Here is a 16,802-nt window from a genome sequence, read left to right as displayed (position 1 = left end):
CAGGTAGTAGCAATGAAGTATTCATTATTTTCAGAAAATCCTCTGGTTAGCAAGGCTGATTTTCAACAGTTGGTGAAGGACTTATTTGAGCCATTAATACCCTATTATCAGACACAGGGTTCCCGAATAGATTTTGATGAAGGGGGGGCTTGCTTTGATATGGTTGCCGCTTCACTAGAAGGTGTCGCTCGACCATTATGGGGGCTGGTACCTCTAGAGATTGGAGGAGGTAATTTTGAACACTGGGGTTTGGTTCGTAAGCTCATTATACAAGGAACAGACCCCAATTCCGATGGGTATTGGGGTCTGTTACATGATGTAGACCAACGCAGCGTAGAAATGGCAGCGATTGGATTTTTTGTGGCTTTGTTACCACAACAGGCTTGGGAACCGTTAAGTACAACCGAGAAAGAAAACTTGGTGCTTTGGTTATCCAGTATTCAAGATAAAGAAACATCTCATAATAACTGGCTCTTTTTTACACTAATCGTTCAGCAAGCTTTAAAAACAGTTGGGCGCAGCGATCTCGTTGATTTAAAAATGGAGCAGAAGTTTTTAGAAAAGTTAAAGAGTTGGTATTTAGGTGATGGTTGGTATGGTGATGGTGATATTGAAACTGTTGACCACTATGGTGGCTTTGCTTTGCATTACTATGGCCTTATTTATGCAAAAAAATTTAAGTACAAAAATGATGATTTTTCCTCGATTTTCAAATCGAGAGCGGATGCCTTTGCCATACCATTTAGTTATTGGTTTGCAGATAATGGTGACACACTAGTCCAAGGACGTTCGCTAACTTATCGCTTCGCTTGTTGTGGTTTTTGGGCGGCGTATTCCATCAGTGACAATACTGTTTTTAGTCCAGGTCAAATAAAAGGGCTGTGGGCAAGGCATCTACGCAGCTGGAAACATAAGCCAATTTTCACCTATGACGGTATTCTTACCCGTGGCTACGATTATCCAAACCTACAAATGTGCGAAGTATATAATTCACCAACATCCCCGTATTGGGCTATGAAAGCGTTTTTACCTTTGATGCTCGCTGATGATTCTATTTTCTGGAGTAGTGAAGAACAAGCGATAGAATATCCTGCAGTCGTACAGCCTATGCCGGCAAATAAAACTATCGTTCAACGTATTGATGGCAATTCAATTGTTCACTATGGAGCGGCTATCCATCCAGGTTTTCAACTGGATAAGTACAATAAGTTTGCTTATTCAACCTTTGGTGGGATGGATGTTAGTGCTTTGTTGTATGCAGAAAAGTTGAGTTTTGGCGACAATATTTTAGCCTTTAGTTTTGATGGTGGTTGTAATTGGCAGATGCGACAAAAGAACATCGAGGTAAACGTCGATCAATCAAGGCTCAATATAACTTGGACATCAGGGAAAGTTACAGTCACAACCACCATCGATGTTTATGACAGTGGGGAGTGTGTTCGTACGCATCGGTTTGACAGTAGTGAGGATTTATGGGTAGTAGAGAGTGGTTTTGTGGTCGGAAAATGGTATCAAGAAGAATTAATCTTGAATTCAAGTACAACTGATGGTTCAGAGATCATTATTCAAGGTAGTAACGGGATATCTGCGATAAAAAGCCTAGATAATCACCTTAAATCTGCGCACGTAACCACACGGGTTAACAGTGATGTGTCGTTTCCCCGTAGTGCGGTTCCATTTTTATTAACCAAGCTAGAATCGGGAAACCATACCATATCAAGCCAATTTAAAATGTGTAAGTAAGTTGGCAACGATAGCTTTTTCACGGTTGCCCGCTCACCAACTAAACAATCAAGAATCAAACAAAATTTGTTAATAGGAAATATCATGACTCAAGATTCATTCAATTTAACTGGTAAGGTGGCGATAGTTACTGGCTGTGATACTGGTTTAGGACAAGGAATGGCATTAGCTCTGGCTAAAGCTGGGTGTGGGATTGTGGGTGTCAACATTGTTGAGCCAATAGAGACAATGGAAATGATGGCAGAGCTAGGGACAAAATTTGTTGATGTTCGCGCTAACCTGATCATAACAACCGATATCCCTAATATCATCAAGTGCAGCTTAGATGCGTTTGGCCGAATAGATATACTAGTTAATAATGCTGGCATCATTCGAAGAAACGACGCTATTGAATTTAGTGAGCAAGATTGGGATGACGTGATGAATATCAATTTGAAATCGTTGTTCTTTTTATCGCAGGCGGTTAGTCGTCAATTCATCGCTCAGAATGAAGGTGGAAAAATCATAAATGTAGCATCGATGCTGTCCTTTCAAGGGGGAATTAGAGTGCCTTCATACACGGCATCTAAGAGTGCGGTTATGGGGATTACTAAAAGCATGGCAAACGAGTGGGCAATTCATAACATCAATGTAAATGCGATTGCCCCAGGCTATATGGCGACCAACAATACTAAGGCATTGCGTGCAGACAAAAAACGTAATCAGGACATTTTGGACCGCATTCCAGCGGGCCGATGGGGTATACCTGAAGATTTAGCTGGTCCGTGTGTCTTCTTAGCGTCTGCAGCTTCCGACTATGTTAATGGCTATACCATTGCTGTCGATGGCGGATGGTTAGCGCGTTAACATAAACTCTATAAATAATGCATATATTTTAGTTGTTTTAACAAAAAAAAATTTTGAAGCGGTATTATCCGCAGGAGCATAGAATGAAAATCGCATTAATGATGGAAAATAGTCAAGCTGCAAAAAATAGTATTGTATATGGCGAACTTGAAAGTGTTGTTAAAGAGGAAGGTCATCGAACTTACAACGTAGGAATGTGCGATGAAAACGATCATGCATTAACTTATGTTCATCTTGGAATTATGGCAAGCGTGCTTATTAACTCAAAATCCGTGGATTTTGTGGTTACAGGCTGTGGTACGGGACAGGGGGCGTTGATGTCGTTAAACATCCACCCAGGTGTAGTTTGTGGATATTGTTTAGAGCCCTCGGATGCGTTTTTGTTTAATCAAATTAATAACGGAAATGCGTTGTCTTTGGCGTTTGCAAAGGGGTTTGGTTGGGGGGCAGAGCTAAACATTCGCTATATTTTTGAAAAAGCATTCACTACAGGGGAATGTGGTCAAGGATATCCTATCGAGCGTGCAGAACCACAAAAGAAAAACGCTGTTATTTTAAGTGAGGTTAAACAGGCTGTCGTTAAAGCTGATTATATTGATACGCTACGTTGCATCGCTCCTGATCTTTTGAAGACGGCTGTTAGTGGTGAGCGATTTCAGCAATGCTTTTTTGACAATTGTCAGATTCCAGAATTAGAGCAATACATACGTGAAGTGTTGTCATAAATCGAACGGAAAAACGAGTCAGTCGATGACAACCATAGTGATATTCCAATAGTCTTCAAACTGTAGAGAATGTTGTTCGCCCTGCTATAAGCTGCAAGGGCGGTCTTTCTCACAAAAGGTATTGCCTGTAGTTAGCAGTGTTCTGGCTTTGACTATTCGTTTCGTGTAATTGGCTAACCAGTTGAATAAGCGAAGTTTCCTTTACTTTGGTTATTCAACTTAGTTACGCGATTGTTTCACGGTATGTTCGTTAATCGAAAAAAACGTAGACGACTGTTAATAAAAGCTCTGTGGACTGTTTTCCGTTCGTTTTATTCCACTTCCATAAGTTGGCCATCGAAGTCATTTAAGACAGTATGAACATCACTCAGCTCTGTGAATCACTAATCCATACTATCAAACCTTTTCAAGATATCTATGTATACGTAGTGATAGTCGTCACCATGCAATTAATTCAAAATAAACCTTTACATTATTTTATACTCAGGTATTATCCATCTCGCTCTGTTGATCAGAGTTATTAATGAAACATAAGTAAAAGTAAAGCCTCAGAATTTCTTCGTTATTGTTGTTATCCTCAGTTTTTCCCTTACGCTTCATCGTCACATTTAATAATTCAGCTATCAGCGCATCGCACTATTGCGATAACTTATTAATCTAAAATATTAAGGGACACAACATGTCTAATAAAACAACTGGTATAGTAAAATGGTTTAACGAAGATAAAGGTTTTGGTTTCATTACTCAAGACAATGGCGGCGCTGACGTATTCGTTCATTTCCGTTCAATTGCATCAGAAGGCTTTAAAACGCTTACTGAAGGCCAAAAAGTATCTTTCGAAGTAGAGCAGGGCCAAAAAGGTCCTCAAGCGGCTAACGTTACAGCGCTATAATTTCGTAAGACGACGCAAATAGTATCATTACTATTTGCGTCATCTAAACCACTAATAATAATCAATTTATACCATATATTCGAAAATATAAACATTTCAAACATCTGCTTTTCCATATGTCGTTACGTTTCTTATTCACTTCGTTATATTCTAATAAATAAAATCATTAACATTAAAAATTTGCAGTATAAAACCATATGTAGAATTACTCTATTTTGGCTTAACATGCTGATAATAAAAATAAGGATACTTATGTCTCGTTCAATCGGTCGTAAGCGATTTTGGTTTCAAAATAGCCGAAATCAAAATAATAAAATAACTAAATAATTAGATAATCAAATAAAATTAGAGGTAATTAAATGATAGTGAGCTTTACTATGTTAAAAGGCGAAATCTCTTGGGACGCTCCCATCCATCAATTGAACAGTGATATATTATTACGACATATTCGATTGAATGGCAATGTCGATAGTATTGATATTGAGCTTTCGTATTGTGAACAAACCTGCGAAGGTGATATCACCAATAGTAACAATCAACTTATTGGTAATTTTTCAATTTCTTTTTAATAGCTCAGTCCATTCTGAATTTCGTTTATTGTAACAAATAGTAAACCTGTCATTTGGCTCTTACTTAATTACCTTGAATATTTTGTCACTCTGTAAGTCGTAGTGTTCTAACATCCTCTTTTATAACAATAATGTTTGATATTTTGGAGGAATAAAATGCCTCTCTTTTCGTTGGAAAAACGCTTCAGTTATATATCTATTCGCTCTAATTATACCGTTTGGCTTCTATATACATTAATGTCAGTCGCATTAATTATGTTATTCAAATGAATGCGATTCTACGGACACACTTCATCAGGCCAGTTATATCAAGCTAAGTAAGTCCATGTTCAACATGGATGTCATTCCCCCTACGATTCAAGACATCCTTGTATGCATTGTAATAGGCCTCCCGGCCCATTGATGTCGGCCCGATAATAATCCTATTGCTGATCAGTTAATTTTCCAGATGGGTATTATTTGGTGGAATTGGTATAAATCAATATTCTACTCTAAATGTGATCGTTCAACGCCTCCCTTACGTAATGATAATATCAAACAAAACAAGAGAGTCGTCGTGAATAACTCCAAACAAGAACGTAATCAAAGTAGAAGTGAATCTACTCAATATCCTGTATTTCCACTCCCTATCTTTATACTCCCTGGTGGCATGCAAAGACTGCGTATTTTTGAGTCTAAATATGTCTCAATGATCGCTAACGCTCAACAGACGGATGGTTTTGTTGTCGCACTCTATCAAAAAGAGAGAGCTTTTTTAGTTCCTGATTGGGGGGTTCATGTTCAAATCGTCGATTTTGATCAAGGTGAAGATGGCATATTAACGGTCGATGTACTTGCCGACGGTATGGTTAGCATATCCAATTTCGACGAACAACAAGGCGGGTTGTTGATCGCTCAGACTTTTTCTCTGCCGCATTGGTCTTCTAATAAAGGTGTTATTTCAACAAACTATGATTCCTCCGATAATGGCCCCATTGAGCAGGTGCAATTCAAGTTATCTTCTGTTTTAAAAGGAGTATTTAATTCACATTATGAACTCAGTAACCTATACCAAATACAATTCTTTGACTATCCTGAATGGGTATGTGCACGTTTGTTAGAGATTATCCCTCTGTCCCTGACTGAAAAAGAGAGGTTTGTTCAACAACTAGACTATACACAACTTACAACGCTCCTCAGTATCTTATGCGAAAAAGAATTAAATAAAGATTGATCCTTTTTATCCGCCCCAACGTAATGGTTAGTATCTATTTTAAAGGGGTGTTGTTCAGATGCAGCAGATTGAGGTAAAAATCGAACCGATAGCGAGAGGATTTCCCATTACTCAGCCTACCATTACGTCGGCGCACCCAGAATTGTCCGACTGGTTATCCTTGGTGGCACAAGACCAAGACAAGGACGCATTTACTAAGCTGTTTCGCTTTTTTTCACCTAAAATTCAACGATTTGGCATCAAACAGCACGGCAACGAAAGCCAAGCTAATGAATTGGTTCAAGACACAATGACGAATGTTTGGAAAAAAGCGCACCTTTATGATGCTAGTAAGGGGGCTGCAACGACATGGATTTACACCGTTATGCGTAATGCCTCATTTGATCAACTTAGAAAGATAAAAAGCAAAGCCGAGCAAAACCTTGGTGACGATATTTGGCCGATAGAGCAAGAATTAAGTAAGAATGACGACCTGTCAAATCCATTTGGTGACCACCTGATGGCAAAGCAACTGGAAAAAATGGTGGGTAGCTTGCCGGTTGCTCAACGGGTAGTGGTACAAGGGGTTTACTACCAGGAGCTTTCGCAAGAGCAGTTATCACAACAGTTAGGTGTTCCAATAGGAACCATAAAATCACGGTTGAGGTTAGCATTGGAAAAAATTAGACAGCAAATGGGAGAGCAAGACAATGATTAACTATCACCCAAGCGAAGCTGTATTAAAAGAATTTGTAGCAGGCGAACTGCCAGTCTCTGTTTCTGTTGTTGTCGCAAGCCATGTAGAAATGTGTAGTGAATGCCAGTCTCTCGTGAGTCAATTTACAGAGAAGGCAGCAATGGACGCGTTTGATGTGAATGAGGAGACGTTGAGTACTGAAGATTTTGATTTCAGCTTTGATGAATCTGGCATCGATATTGTTACGCAGCAAGAAGAGATAGTTTCACTAGAAATGCTTGAAACGATTACGGCTCAGCCAGTGGAACAGGCACCAATTTTACCCGTCACAGTGACGGAAATAGAAGTATCGAACACTCGTGTAACCTTGCCAAGAGCAATTAGATCCATCTCTTTAAAAGAGTGGCAAGGGATAGGGAAAATTTCGCGTGCGAGGTTGAAGCTTGATGATGATGAGCGACGTATGAGCCTATTGCATATCGCTGAAGGAGGTAACGTTCCTCATCATACGCACAAAGGTTATGAAATAACCTTATTGCTTGAAGGCAGTTTTGAGGATGAAATGGGCAGCTATCACGCAGGCGATTTTATCTGGTTAGACGGTAAGCATACCCACAATCCAATGACAAAAGAAGGCTGTGTTTGCTTAACCGTTTCAAGTGATGCGCTTCGATTTACTCAAGGGGTTAGTAAGCTGATTAATCCACTAGGAAAATTGATTTACTAAGTGAGTTTTAAATTATATGAGGCGGGACTTCCAATATGGATAAAAAACTACAAATAGGCATCAGTGCGTGCGTCGTAGGGCAGCAAGTTCGGTATGATAAAAGCCATAAGCGTTCGCATTTTTGCATGGAAGAGCTGAGTGAATTTGCCGATTTTAAGCCCGTCTGTCCCGAGGTCGCGGTTGGATTACCTATTCCACGACCAACAATAAGGCAGATTTCTAACGGGGATGTGATAACCGTTTCTCGTCCCGATGGTACAGGAGATGTAACAGAAGCACTTACCCAGTTCGGTCAATCCCAAGCTAAACAGAATGATGATCTGGCTGGTTTTATCTTCTGTGCTAAAAGCCCAAGCTGTGGTATGGAAAGGGTCAAGATATATCAGCATGATGGTAAGGGTTCCAAGATGACGGGCGTTGGTATGTTTTCGAAACAGATAATGCAACATAACCCATTATTACCTTGTGAAGAGAATGGTCGCCTCAATGATCCTATCATTCGAGAAAATTTTATTACTCGTATCTTCACCTATCAAAAATGGCTCGATTTAAAAGCCAGTGGTTTTACCTTACATAAACTTATTACATTCCATAGTGCACACAAGTATCTGGTCATGAGTCATCATATTGAAAGCTATAAAGGCCTAGGTCGGCTTCTTGCTGATCCACAGCAACCGATTAATGAGGTGGCGGATGAATATATATCAATGTTGATGGAAGCATTAACCATCAAGGCCACTCGACGCAGCCACACTAATACTCTGCATCATTTACAGGGTTATTTTAAGAAGCAGCTAACCAAAGAAAAACGCAAAGAGTTGAATGATCAAATTGATGCTTATCGAGAAGGCCTCTTGCCGTTATTGGTTCCTTTAACCTTGATTAATCATTATTTACTCGAATATCCCAACGACTATCTATCAGAGCAAACCTACTTAAATCCACATCCTAAGGCGTTAAAATTGAGGTATGGCTATTGAGTACACTGCTTTGGTTGAGGCGAGATCTTCGCATTCACGATAACCCAGCATTATGTAAAGCCCTTAAAATGGGGGCGTCTAATGCGGTCTACATATCGACACCGAAGCAGTGGCAACAACATAACCTTGCGCCCATTCAAGCTGATTTCATCCGAAGACATCTACTATTGGTTGCGAAACAATTGGCAGAGCATGGTGTGAAACTGCATTATTTGGAAGCTTCGGATTATTGCTCTCAGGTGCAGGTATTAAAAGAATTTTGCGATCAGAATGCTATCGACAGTGTCTGCGCTAATCGAGAGCCAGAGATCAATGAGCTCAACCGAGATACACTTGTTCAAAACACGGGTATAAACCTTATTCTCTCTAACTGCGATACTATCTTGCCGGTAGGCAGTGTGCTTAATAAACAAGATGAGATGTATAAGGTATTTACACCATTTAAAAAAGCGTGGTTACAGCGCCTACAACTTACCGGTGTTGAATGTGCTATTCCCCCTGTAAAGAATGCTGAGACCTTCATTTATAATTCTTTGACATCGATTGAATTTGATTATCTCAAAGCGGATTCATCACGTTGGCCGCTCAGTGATGAGGTCATGCAAACAGTGGTGCCTACTTTCTTCGAAAATAAGCTTGAGTATTATGCTGAAAAGCGAGATTTTCCCGGGATTAAGGCAACATCTGGTCTTTCGCCTTATCTTGCTATTGGAGCGATTAGTTCACGATGGCTTGCGCTACAATTAGTGCAGAGGCAACCGGAGATTGTATATGATTCAGCTACGCCCGGTTTTGCATGGTTTAATGAACTAATTTGGCGAGATTTCTACAAACATCTGTTATTTCACTTCCCTGAACTAGCAAAAGGACAGAGCTTTCAGCTCAAATACCGAGACATGGATTGGCAAGGTAATCCCATGCACTTTCAAGCATGGTGTGATGGTCGAACAGGTTACCCGTTAGTTGATGCCGCCATGAAGCAGTTAGTCCAAACCGGTTGGATGCACAATCGTTTGAGGATGGTGGTAGCAAGTTTCCTAACTAAACACCTGTTAATAGATTGGCGACTCGGGGAGGCGTTCTTCATGTCACACCTTATTGATGGGGATTTAAGTGCCAATAATGGCGGCTGGCAATGGGCAGCAAGCACCGGTTGCGATGCTCAACCATACTTCAGAATATTTAATCCGATCACTCAAAGTGAAAGATTTGATCCTAATGGCGACTTCATCCGTAGATATGTTCCAGAACTGTATGATGTGCCCAATAAACATATCCATTTTCCACATCAATATTTGCAATTAAATGGCAACACAACGCAGTACTGCAAGCCCATCGTCGATCACAAAGAAGCAAGGCAGAGGGCGTTAGATTTTTTCAAACAATATTAAGGATGATCTTAAATGCAACGCTCATTGTGGTTACAAAAATTTGTTGATGTTTACAGCGAGTTAGGGACAGATAATCTCATTACTTTACAATCTATTTATCATCCTGCGGTTACGTTTATCGATCCGCTTCATCGAGTCGACGGTGTAAAAGATCTTATAGACAGTTTCGAGAGCAGTTACACAAATATTATTCAGTGTGATTTTGTCATTCAACATGTGTTTGAATCGGACAATGAAGCGGCTGTTTATTGGAATATGACGTTTCGTCACAAAAGCCTGAATGGTAAAAAGCCTATCTCTGTTATTGGCCACTCCCATCTTAAAGCGCAAGATAACCTAGTGATATTCCACCGCGACTACCTAGATGCCGGGGCGATGATATATGAACACGTCCCTTTTATTGGTGCATTCGTCAAAATCATAAAGCAGAGAGCGGGGCAATGATGCGTATTTTAATTACAGGTGCTACATCAGGTATAGGGAAGGAATTAGTCTTAAGCTATGCCAGCAAAGGGGCTGAAGTGATTGCTTGTGGCAGAAACCAAGTGAAATTGCAGCAGTTAACAGTTGATCGGCCATTCATTACACCGCTCTGCTTTGATTTAACAGATTATGAAAACTATCCCACAATGGACGATGATTTTGAGCCGCTTGATATGCTCATTTTTAATGCTGGTGACTGCGAATATATTGATGATGCACTCAACTTCGACGCCAAGAAGTTTGAGAGGGTAATTAATATTAATCTGATTTCGATTGGTTATGGTCTTCAAGCGTGGCTTAAACACCTCAAGCCCGGTGGTCGTTTAGTCTTGGTAAGTTCCAGTGCCGGATTATTGCCATTGCCTCGAGCTGAAGCATATGGCGCATCAAAAGCGGCGCTAAGTTATCTAGGAAAAACGCTGTCGATAGATCTAAAAAAGCACGATATTAACGTCACCGTGGTTCACCCTGGTTTTGTAGAAACACCACTGACCGATAAAAATAGCTTTGATATGCCGATGATTATCTCTAGCCAAGCGGCAGCAGAAAAAATCATAGAAGGCATAGCCAAAGGAAAACCAGATATCAGTTTCCCGACATTATTTATATTTATTATGAAATGCCTTCGCGTATTACCTTCGTCACTTTGGAATAGACTCGCTACAAGGATGGGTTAGCAATGACAAATAAAAAGATCGCTATTATTGGTTCAGGTATTTCAGGACTCACTTGCGCTTATCTATTAGACAAACAGCATGACGTTACCGTTTTTGAGAAGAATGATTATGTAGGTGGTCATACCGCAACAGTTGATATCGTTCACCAAGGTCAAGAGTATGCCATTGATACTGGCTTTATCGTATTTAACGATAGAACTTACCCTAAATTCAACCAATTGCTGTCACAGCTAGGCATCAAAAGACAAGCCACGGAAATGAGTTTTAGTGTGCACAACCGTCAGACTAAGTTCGAATATAATGGGCATGGTATCAATGCGCTTTTTGCACAACGAAGTAATGTGTTCAAGCCGACGTTCTGGCGTCTAATTTCAGAAATTATTACGTTTAATAAGCTTTGTAAAAAGGCGTTTCGAGAAAACAATATTAATGAGAAACTTACCCTAGGTGGCTTCTTACAACAGCATCAATTTTCAGATTTTTTTTGTCAGCATTATATCCTTCCAATGGGAGCGGCGATTTGGTCCACAAGTTTGGAAGAGATGGAAAAATTCGAACTTAAATTTTTCATCCAGTTTTTCTATCATCACGGGCTACTTAACATTGTTGATCGACCGCAATGGTATGTCGTTCCCGGAGGCTCACGAGTTTATGTTAACTGCATCCAAGAGAAACTCAGTAATGCCATAGTGACAAACGCAACTATAAAGCATGTTACACGGCATAGTGGCGGCGTGATTATCACTATGGAAAACGGCGAGGTACAGAGTTTTGACGATGTCATTTTTGCCTGCCATTCAGACCAAGCTCTAAACCTTATCGCTGACCCCACTGAACAAGAAGTCGAGGTTCTTTCTGGTATTCCTTATAGCCGAAATGAAGTGGTACTGCATACCGATACTCGGCTACTACCTGATAGAAAACTGGCATGGGCGAGTTGGAACTATATGCTCGATGGCGATTTATCGCGGCCTTCATGTGTTACCTATAATATGAATATATTGCAGGGTATTCAAAGCAACGACACGTTTTGTGTCACCCTGAATCAAACGGAAGCAATACAGCCAAGCAAGGTGATACGTCGTTTTATTTATCACCATCCGATACTGGACGAGTTAAGTGTTAAGTCACAAAAAAAACGTCACTTAATATGCGGTAAAAATGGTTGTCATTTTGTTGGGGCGTATTGGTACAGCGGTTTTCATGAAGATGGTGTACGCAGCGCAATTGATGTAACTGAACGGTTTGGACTGTCGTTATGAATGATCACAGTGGTATCTATTGGGGACATGTTCGTCATCGTCGATTTGGCGAGGTAGCACATGAATTCAGCTATCAACTTTACATGCTGGCTGTCGACCTAGATGAGTTAGCCGAATTGTCACGCCGTAGCCTAGTATTTGGTCAACATTGGTATAACCCAATTCGATTCTATGAAAAAGATTATGTAAAAAATGAACCTGGCACGTTGAAGCAACGTATAAGTCAAAAAGTAACACAATTAGGGGGAGATTGGTCTGAGAACAATAGAGTTACTCTACTGGCACAAGGCCGATGTATGGGGATCTATTTCAGCCCAATTAACTGCTACTTTTGCTATTCAGAAGCGGGCGAGTGTCAATATATGTTAGCGGAAGTGAGCAACACCCCATGGAGACAAAGACACTACTACTTGGTGGATATGACCGGAGACATGAAGGTGAAAAAAGCTTTTCATGTCTCACCATTTATGGAGATGGACATGAATTATCATTGGAAGATATCACCACCAGAAAAGAACACCTTGGTTCACATAGAAAGCCACAATCAAGGGAAAGTGTTTGATGCCACTCTGGCGTTAACTAAACGTGAATTTAGTGCAAAACAGCTATGGAAGACAATCAGCGCGATTCCGATGATGACCTTGAAGATTGTAAGCGGTATTTATTGGCAGGCACTAAAGCTGTTTTTGAAACGAGTTCCTTTTGTCGTGCACCCAAATAGTTAATGAATCGTTTTTCAGTGAATATTGGAAATATTTAGACTCGCAAGTGAGGTTTACATGCAACAAATAGCAAAACAGGATCAATCTTTAGCCTACCAGAATGCCACTAGCCGCAATGACGCTATGGGGAAGTATCGACGTTTGATTTTTGCTCTACTAAGTAAACTTGATGAGGCGAGTGTTGAAATTATCGAGGGTGACGAGCATCTTATTTTTGGTGAGCGATCGGCCACATTAAGTGGGAAAATTGTGGTGCATGATCCGAGTTTTTATAAAGATGTCGTACTCAATGGCAGTATTGGTGGAGCAGAGGCCTACATTGACGGTAAATGGACGAGCCCAGAGTTAACCAACGTTATTCAAGTTTTGGCGAGAAATCAATCACAGCTAGACCAGATTGAGAATAAGGTTCAGTGGTTTAGTCGATTAAAAAATCGTTTACTTAGCCGTAAGAATGCCAACACTGAGCAAGGTTCAAAACGCAATATCCTGGCTCATTACGATCTCGGTAACGAGCTTTATACACGCTTTTTAGATCCTGCAATGCAATATTCCTGCGCAATTTATAATGCACAGGCCTCCACATTGGAACAAGCCCAGCAACTTAAAATGCAGACCATCTGTGAGAGACTGGACTTACAATCGGGCGATAGCGTAATAGAAATTGGCACGGGATGGGGAGGATTGGCGATATACATGGCTCAACACTACGATTGTCATGTTACCACTACCACTATTTCTGATGCCCAGCATCAATATACCGCAGATAAAATTCAGCAGCTTGGCCTTGATGACAAGATTACTTTGTTGAAAAGTGATTATCGCAAACTCACGGGGCAGTATGACAAGCTTGTTTCAATTGAGATGCTTGAGGCGGTAGGACACGAGTATCTTTCGACATTCTTCAGCAAGTGTTCAGAGCTGCTTAAATCAGATGGAAAAATGCTTGTTCAATCCATCACTATTGCTGACAGTCGCTACGATAGCTACCGTAAAAGCGTCGACTTTATCCAAAAATATATCTTTCCGGGTGGATGCCTACCCTCTGTAGCGGTCATGACCGAACAGATGGCTAAAAATACCGATTTGGTGGTGCATGAAATGCATGATATAGGCCTTCACTATGCACGTACATTGGCGGACTGGCGTTTAGCTTTTGAACAACAATGGGATCAGTTAATCGACCTTGGCTACAGCGAAGAGTTCAAGCGCTTATGGTTGTTCTATTTATGCTATTGCGAAGGCGCTTTTTTGCAAAGGGTCATAAGTACACATCACGTGGTTGCTAGAAAGCCACGTTTCAGAGGAAAAAGTGATGAAATTGTTTTGGATTATTAATCTTTTTTTATTCCAAGCCAGTTGGCTATGTGCGGCTTTTTTTACCGAATACGCCAATCAGATAATGCCATTATTGCTTATCCTTCATTTTGCATTATCACCAACACGCATCAAAGATCTTAGATTACTAATGCTGGTTCCTATCGGATTGATTGCCGATAAATTTCAGTTAGAACTCGGTGTATTTAGCGCTGGTGACAGCTTTTTTCCTATCTGGTTATTGCTGCTATGGATAATGTTCATTATTAGCTTGAACCATAGCTTACGTTGGTTAGATAACCGTTCGATTCCAATGCTTATGTTGGTGGGTGCTATTGGCGGCGCGAGTAGCTACTGGGGAGGCATAAAGACGGGTGTTTTGGTTCCTTTGTTGCCAACGAGCAGTGTTGTTCTTTCGTTAATATTGGTTTGGACGCTTCTTTTACCGGTGTTTGTCATTCTTAAACGCTATGTAAATCAACCGGCCAAAGCACATGTTTTGAGGTGATGTATGAAAATATGGACTCTAATATTGCTACTGCTGACGGCTAGCGTAACGGCCTCTCCTATTAGCCATTTAAATAAAGTAGGTGAAGGTGAAATGACTTACCTGTTCTGGACCATTTATCAAGCGGAGTTTTACCGGGATGTAGAACAGGAAAAAGACAATGCGATGATGGTGATTCTAGCAAAAGGTGAAAATGAAAAAGCGCTTAAGATTGAATACTTTAAATCAATAAGTAAGCGGGCACTTATCGATGCGACTATCGACCAATGGCAACATTTAGGTTATCGACAGAGCAACATAGACAAATGGGCCGCGCCACTTGAACGAATTTGGCCAGATGTGGAACCAGGCAATACCATTACTATTCGCGTGCAAAAAGATGGCCAGAGTCAGTTCTTCTTTAATGATGCACCGATAGGTGTGATAGAGAGCCAAGATTTTGGGGATGCTTTTCTTTCAATTTGGTTATCGGAGAACACGTCAGAGCCTAAACTACGTCAACAATTATTGGGGCTTAATCAATGAAGATATTGACCATTTTTTCTCTCGTACTGTTACTTACTGCATGTGGCAGTGCCAGTTTAGAGGAACACAAAAACACCACTCCAGAGCTGAAGTTAGAACAATTTTTTGATGGAGAGCTTAAAGCCTATGGCATGGTGCTAGATCGTTCGGGAAACCTATTGCGCCGTTTCAACGTTAAACTTCTCGCGTCATGGCAGGGAGATGAAGGGGAAATAAAGGAGTGGTTTGAGTTTGATGATGGTGAGACGTCGACGCGTATTTGGCAACTGAAAAAACTTGGAGATAATGAATATCAAGGTACAGCAGGTGATGTGGTCGGTATTGCGAATGGCAAAACGGAAGGGTCGGCTCTCTACTGGGAATACGAATTAGAGATCCCTGTGGATGGCACGATCTATGAAGTTACTTTAGACGACTGGATGTTTATGATTGATGAAAAGCGGTTGTTCAATAAGACGGATATGTCTAAATGGGGCTTTCATGTCGGCGAAGTGATCCTTTATATTGAAAAGTTATAACGGTTTGACAATGATGCGTTTGTTTATCTTGGCAACTATTTGAATGATTGCGTTAAAATGTGTGGATACCCTAGCGACCATGTTCGAATGAAAATTTATTATGAAGCTGACCGATATTCAACAAACCATCTCGAGTTTTACCTCTATCGAGCAAGCGCTAACCTATTTTGAGATCGACTTTGACCGGCGGTTTATAGAGGAATATGGTATGCAAGTGATTAAGCGCTTTAATGGTTACTTGCTCCTAGAAAAACCAGAGGACTGGTTTGCAGCCCGTCGCGTACTAAGAAACGCTTACTGTAAAGTGCAGCGAGGCCGATTAGACGCGAGTTCTCGTTCTGCATGTCGAGGATGTACATCCTGTCTGCGTCGCTAAACATGGCAAAATAATGCGCCTAATCAAATAAGATAAGCCATCAGCGAACTATGCTTGCTTATCCGGCCCTTTCAAGAAAAGCATCGCCATGAAAAAAAACCATAAGTTTTCGATTGTTCTACTGCTTTTTTCTGCCTGTCTAACTTCGCATACATATGCCCAAAGTGACCACGACTATTTGCTACGTCATGTTGAGGTCGTAAGTCGAGATTATTTCTATATTCATCTTGATGAGTCGACTAGCGATCTTATATTGTCTGGTATGGTGGGTGGAGAGCATCAGACACACTACCGATTATTGGGCTTTTTAGGCGATCATTTTCAGGTGAACATTGAGTCTATCAGTGGTGTTACCTATTCGGCTATAGATGGTGAGGGGTTGGTTTTTCAAGAAAGCAATGACGGTACCGAGATAAGGGTAGTTTGGGATAGCGTTTGGATAGATATTGCTGTCTCAGCTAGCTCCTTTACCAGTGATTTTGTTGTGACAATAAAAAAAATCGACGATCGCAGTGAAGAGGCAATTGTGAACGTAGGTAATCAATAGAGAAAATGCGACACAATGTCGTTAAGCTGACAGCAATCTAACGAGGGTCTTCATTTTATTGTACTAAAAGTGTAGAGTTCTCTTATAACCATATTAAAATAAAGG

20 protein-coding genes are annotated in these 16,802 nt (G+C 40.6%); all 20 read left to right on the top strand.

All coding sequences use genetic code 11. The features are described 5' to 3' along the window. Positions 1-12 precede the first annotated feature (12 nt). The 20 genes from L3V77_RS20435 to L3V77_RS20340 all read left to right on the top strand — a co-directional run bounded on the left by L3V77_RS20435 (position 13) and on the right by L3V77_RS20340 (position 16,697). Positions 13-1,743, top strand: a complete 1,731-nt coding sequence (locus L3V77_RS20435) for a DUF2264 domain-containing protein (RefSeq protein ID WP_275138079.1) — start codon at positions 13-15, stop codon at positions 1,741-1,743. 84 nt (positions 1,744-1,827) lie between these two features. After that, a complete protein-coding gene (gene kduD / locus L3V77_RS20430) occupies positions 1,828-2,589 on the top strand; it encodes a 2-dehydro-3-deoxy-D-gluconate 5-dehydrogenase KduD (RefSeq protein ID WP_275138078.1) in 762 nt (253 codons plus the stop codon). Positions 2,590-2,672: 83 nt separating this feature from the next. After that, entirely contained in the window at positions 2,673-3,314 is a 642-nt protein-coding gene (locus L3V77_RS20425; RefSeq protein WP_275138077.1) for an RpiB/LacA/LacB family sugar-phosphate isomerase, read from the top strand. A 679-nt stretch (positions 3,315-3,993) separates the two neighbouring features. Beyond that, on the top strand, positions 3,994-4,206 hold the full coding sequence (locus tag L3V77_RS20420; RefSeq protein WP_195705871.1) for a cold-shock protein: 213 nt from the start codon (positions 3,994-3,996) through the stop codon (positions 4,204-4,206). Between the two features lie 359 nt (positions 4,207-4,565). Next, positions 4,566-4,775 (top strand): hypothetical protein, encoded by a 210-nt coding sequence (locus L3V77_RS20415; protein ID WP_275138076.1) that lies wholly within the window; start codon positions 4,566-4,568, stop codon positions 4,773-4,775. A 556-nt stretch (positions 4,776-5,331) separates the two neighbouring features. Continuing rightward, a complete protein-coding gene (locus L3V77_RS20410; RefSeq protein WP_275138075.1) occupies positions 5,332-5,988 on the top strand; it encodes an LON peptidase substrate-binding domain-containing protein in 657 nt (218 codons plus the stop codon). Between the two features lie 58 nt (positions 5,989-6,046). Continuing rightward, positions 6,047-6,685, top strand: a complete 639-nt coding sequence (locus L3V77_RS20405; RefSeq protein WP_275138074.1) for a sigma-70 family RNA polymerase sigma factor — start codon at positions 6,047-6,049, stop codon at positions 6,683-6,685. Continuing rightward, positions 6,678-7,391, top strand: a complete 714-nt coding sequence (locus tag L3V77_RS20400) for a ChrR family anti-sigma-E factor (protein WP_275138073.1) — start codon at positions 6,678-6,680, stop codon at positions 7,389-7,391. Before L3V77_RS20405 ends, L3V77_RS20400 begins: the two co-directional genes overlap by 8 nt. A 35-nt stretch (positions 7,392-7,426) precedes the next feature. Then, a complete protein-coding gene (locus L3V77_RS20395) occupies positions 7,427-8,371 on the top strand; it encodes a DUF523 and DUF1722 domain-containing protein (protein ID WP_275138072.1) in 945 nt (314 codons plus the stop codon). Then, positions 8,368-9,762 carry a deoxyribodipyrimidine photo-lyase gene (phrB, locus tag L3V77_RS20390; protein ID WP_275138071.1) on the top strand — a complete coding sequence of 465 codons (1,395 nt, stop codon included), beginning with the start codon at positions 8,368-8,370 and terminating at the stop codon, positions 9,760-9,762. The genes L3V77_RS20395 and phrB overlap by 4 nt, the downstream gene beginning before the upstream one ends. A gap of 12 nt (positions 9,763-9,774) precedes the next feature. Continuing rightward, entirely contained in the window at positions 9,775-10,206 is a 432-nt protein-coding gene (locus tag L3V77_RS20385) for a nuclear transport factor 2 family protein (RefSeq protein WP_275138070.1), read from the top strand. Continuing rightward, the gene (locus tag L3V77_RS20380) at positions 10,206-10,922 is read left to right on the top strand and encodes an SDR family NAD(P)-dependent oxidoreductase (protein ID WP_275138215.1); all 717 of its coding nucleotides are present in this window, start codon (positions 10,206-10,208) and stop codon (positions 10,920-10,922) included. Before L3V77_RS20385 ends, L3V77_RS20380 begins: the two co-directional genes overlap by 1 nt. Before the next feature lie 2 nt (positions 10,923-10,924). Continuing rightward, positions 10,925-12,184, top strand: a complete 1,260-nt coding sequence (locus L3V77_RS20375; protein WP_275138069.1) for an FAD-dependent oxidoreductase — start codon at positions 10,925-10,927, stop codon at positions 12,182-12,184. Then, complete coding sequence (locus L3V77_RS20370) at positions 12,181-12,909, top strand: DUF1365 domain-containing protein (protein WP_275138068.1); 729 nt, start codon at positions 12,181-12,183, stop codon at positions 12,907-12,909. The genes L3V77_RS20375 and L3V77_RS20370 overlap by 4 nt, the downstream gene beginning before the upstream one ends. A 54-nt stretch (positions 12,910-12,963) precedes the next feature. Continuing rightward, positions 12,964-14,244, top strand: a complete 1,281-nt coding sequence (locus L3V77_RS20365) for a cyclopropane-fatty-acyl-phospholipid synthase family protein (RefSeq protein ID WP_275138067.1) — start codon at positions 12,964-12,966, stop codon at positions 14,242-14,244. Then, on the top strand, positions 14,222-14,731 hold the full coding sequence (locus tag L3V77_RS20360) for a DUF2878 domain-containing protein (protein WP_275138066.1): 510 nt from the start codon (positions 14,222-14,224) through the stop codon (positions 14,729-14,731). Before L3V77_RS20365 ends, L3V77_RS20360 begins: the two co-directional genes overlap by 23 nt. Positions 14,732-14,734: 3 nt before the next feature. Continuing rightward, entirely contained in the window at positions 14,735-15,256 is a 522-nt protein-coding gene (locus tag L3V77_RS20355) for a chalcone isomerase family protein (RefSeq protein WP_275138065.1), read from the top strand. Then, positions 15,253-15,774 (top strand): DUF3833 domain-containing protein, encoded by a 522-nt coding sequence (locus tag L3V77_RS20350; RefSeq protein WP_275138064.1) that lies wholly within the window; start codon positions 15,253-15,255, stop codon positions 15,772-15,774. The genes L3V77_RS20355 and L3V77_RS20350 overlap by 4 nt, the downstream gene beginning before the upstream one ends. 100 nt (positions 15,775-15,874) lie before the next feature. Further along, positions 15,875-16,150 carry a nitrogenase-stabilizing/protective protein NifW gene (locus L3V77_RS20345; protein WP_275138063.1) on the top strand — a complete coding sequence of 92 codons (276 nt, stop codon included), beginning with the start codon at positions 15,875-15,877 and terminating at the stop codon, positions 16,148-16,150. An 88-nt stretch (positions 16,151-16,238) separates the two neighbouring features. After that, positions 16,239-16,697, top strand: a complete 459-nt coding sequence (locus L3V77_RS20340; RefSeq protein WP_275138062.1) for a hypothetical protein — start codon at positions 16,239-16,241, stop codon at positions 16,695-16,697. Positions 16,698-16,802: the final 105 nt, after the last annotated feature.

Source organism: Vibrio sp. DW001, from assembly GCF_029016285.1.
Lineage (GTDB): Bacteria > Pseudomonadota > Gammaproteobacteria > Enterobacterales > Vibrionaceae > Vibrio.
Note: the sequence above shows the minus strand (reverse complement) of the source record. Positions and strands in the feature narration are given on the sequence as shown.

Bases quoted from the DNA above. Each gene is read 5' to 3' on its own strand.
- L3V77_RS20435 (WP_275138079.1), top strand. From the start codon at position 13: ATGAAGTATTCATTATTTTCAGAAAATCCTCTGGTTAGCAAGGCTGAT.
- kduD (WP_275138078.1), top strand. From the start codon at position 1,828: ATGACTCAAGATTCATTCAATTTAACTGGTAAGGTGGCGATAGTTACT.
- L3V77_RS20425 (WP_275138077.1), top strand. From the start codon at position 2,673: ATGAAAATCGCATTAATGATGGAAAATAGTCAAGCTGCAAAAAATAGT.
- L3V77_RS20420 (WP_195705871.1), top strand. From the start codon at position 3,994: ATGTCTAATAAAACAACTGGTATAGTAAAATGGTTTAACGAAGATAAA.
- L3V77_RS20415 (WP_275138076.1), top strand. From the start codon at position 4,566: ATGATAGTGAGCTTTACTATGTTAAAAGGCGAAATCTCTTGGGACGCT.
- L3V77_RS20405 (WP_275138074.1), top strand. From the start codon at position 6,047: ATGCAGCAGATTGAGGTAAAAATCGAACCGATAGCGAGAGGATTTCCC.
- L3V77_RS20400 (WP_275138073.1), top strand. From the start codon at position 6,678: ATGATTAACTATCACCCAAGCGAAGCTGTATTAAAAGAATTTGTAGCA.
- L3V77_RS20395 (WP_275138072.1), top strand. From the start codon at position 7,427: ATGGATAAAAAACTACAAATAGGCATCAGTGCGTGCGTCGTAGGGCAG.
- L3V77_RS20385 (WP_275138070.1), top strand. From the start codon at position 9,775: ATGCAACGCTCATTGTGGTTACAAAAATTTGTTGATGTTTACAGCGAG.
- L3V77_RS20380 (WP_275138215.1), top strand. From the start codon at position 10,206: ATGCGTATTTTAATTACAGGTGCTACATCAGGTATAGGGAAGGAATTA.
- L3V77_RS20375 (WP_275138069.1), top strand. From the start codon at position 10,925: ATGACAAATAAAAAGATCGCTATTATTGGTTCAGGTATTTCAGGACTC.
- L3V77_RS20370 (WP_275138068.1), top strand. From the start codon at position 12,181: ATGAATGATCACAGTGGTATCTATTGGGGACATGTTCGTCATCGTCGA.
- L3V77_RS20365 (WP_275138067.1), top strand. From the start codon at position 12,964: ATGCAACAAATAGCAAAACAGGATCAATCTTTAGCCTACCAGAATGCC.
- L3V77_RS20360 (WP_275138066.1), top strand. From the start codon at position 14,222: ATGAAATTGTTTTGGATTATTAATCTTTTTTTATTCCAAGCCAGTTGG.
- L3V77_RS20355 (WP_275138065.1), top strand. From the start codon at position 14,735: ATGAAAATATGGACTCTAATATTGCTACTGCTGACGGCTAGCGTAACG.
- L3V77_RS20350 (WP_275138064.1), top strand. From the start codon at position 15,253: ATGAAGATATTGACCATTTTTTCTCTCGTACTGTTACTTACTGCATGT.
- L3V77_RS20345 (WP_275138063.1), top strand. From the start codon at position 15,875: ATGAAGCTGACCGATATTCAACAAACCATCTCGAGTTTTACCTCTATC.
- L3V77_RS20340 (WP_275138062.1), top strand. From the start codon at position 16,239: ATGAAAAAAAACCATAAGTTTTCGATTGTTCTACTGCTTTTTTCTGCC.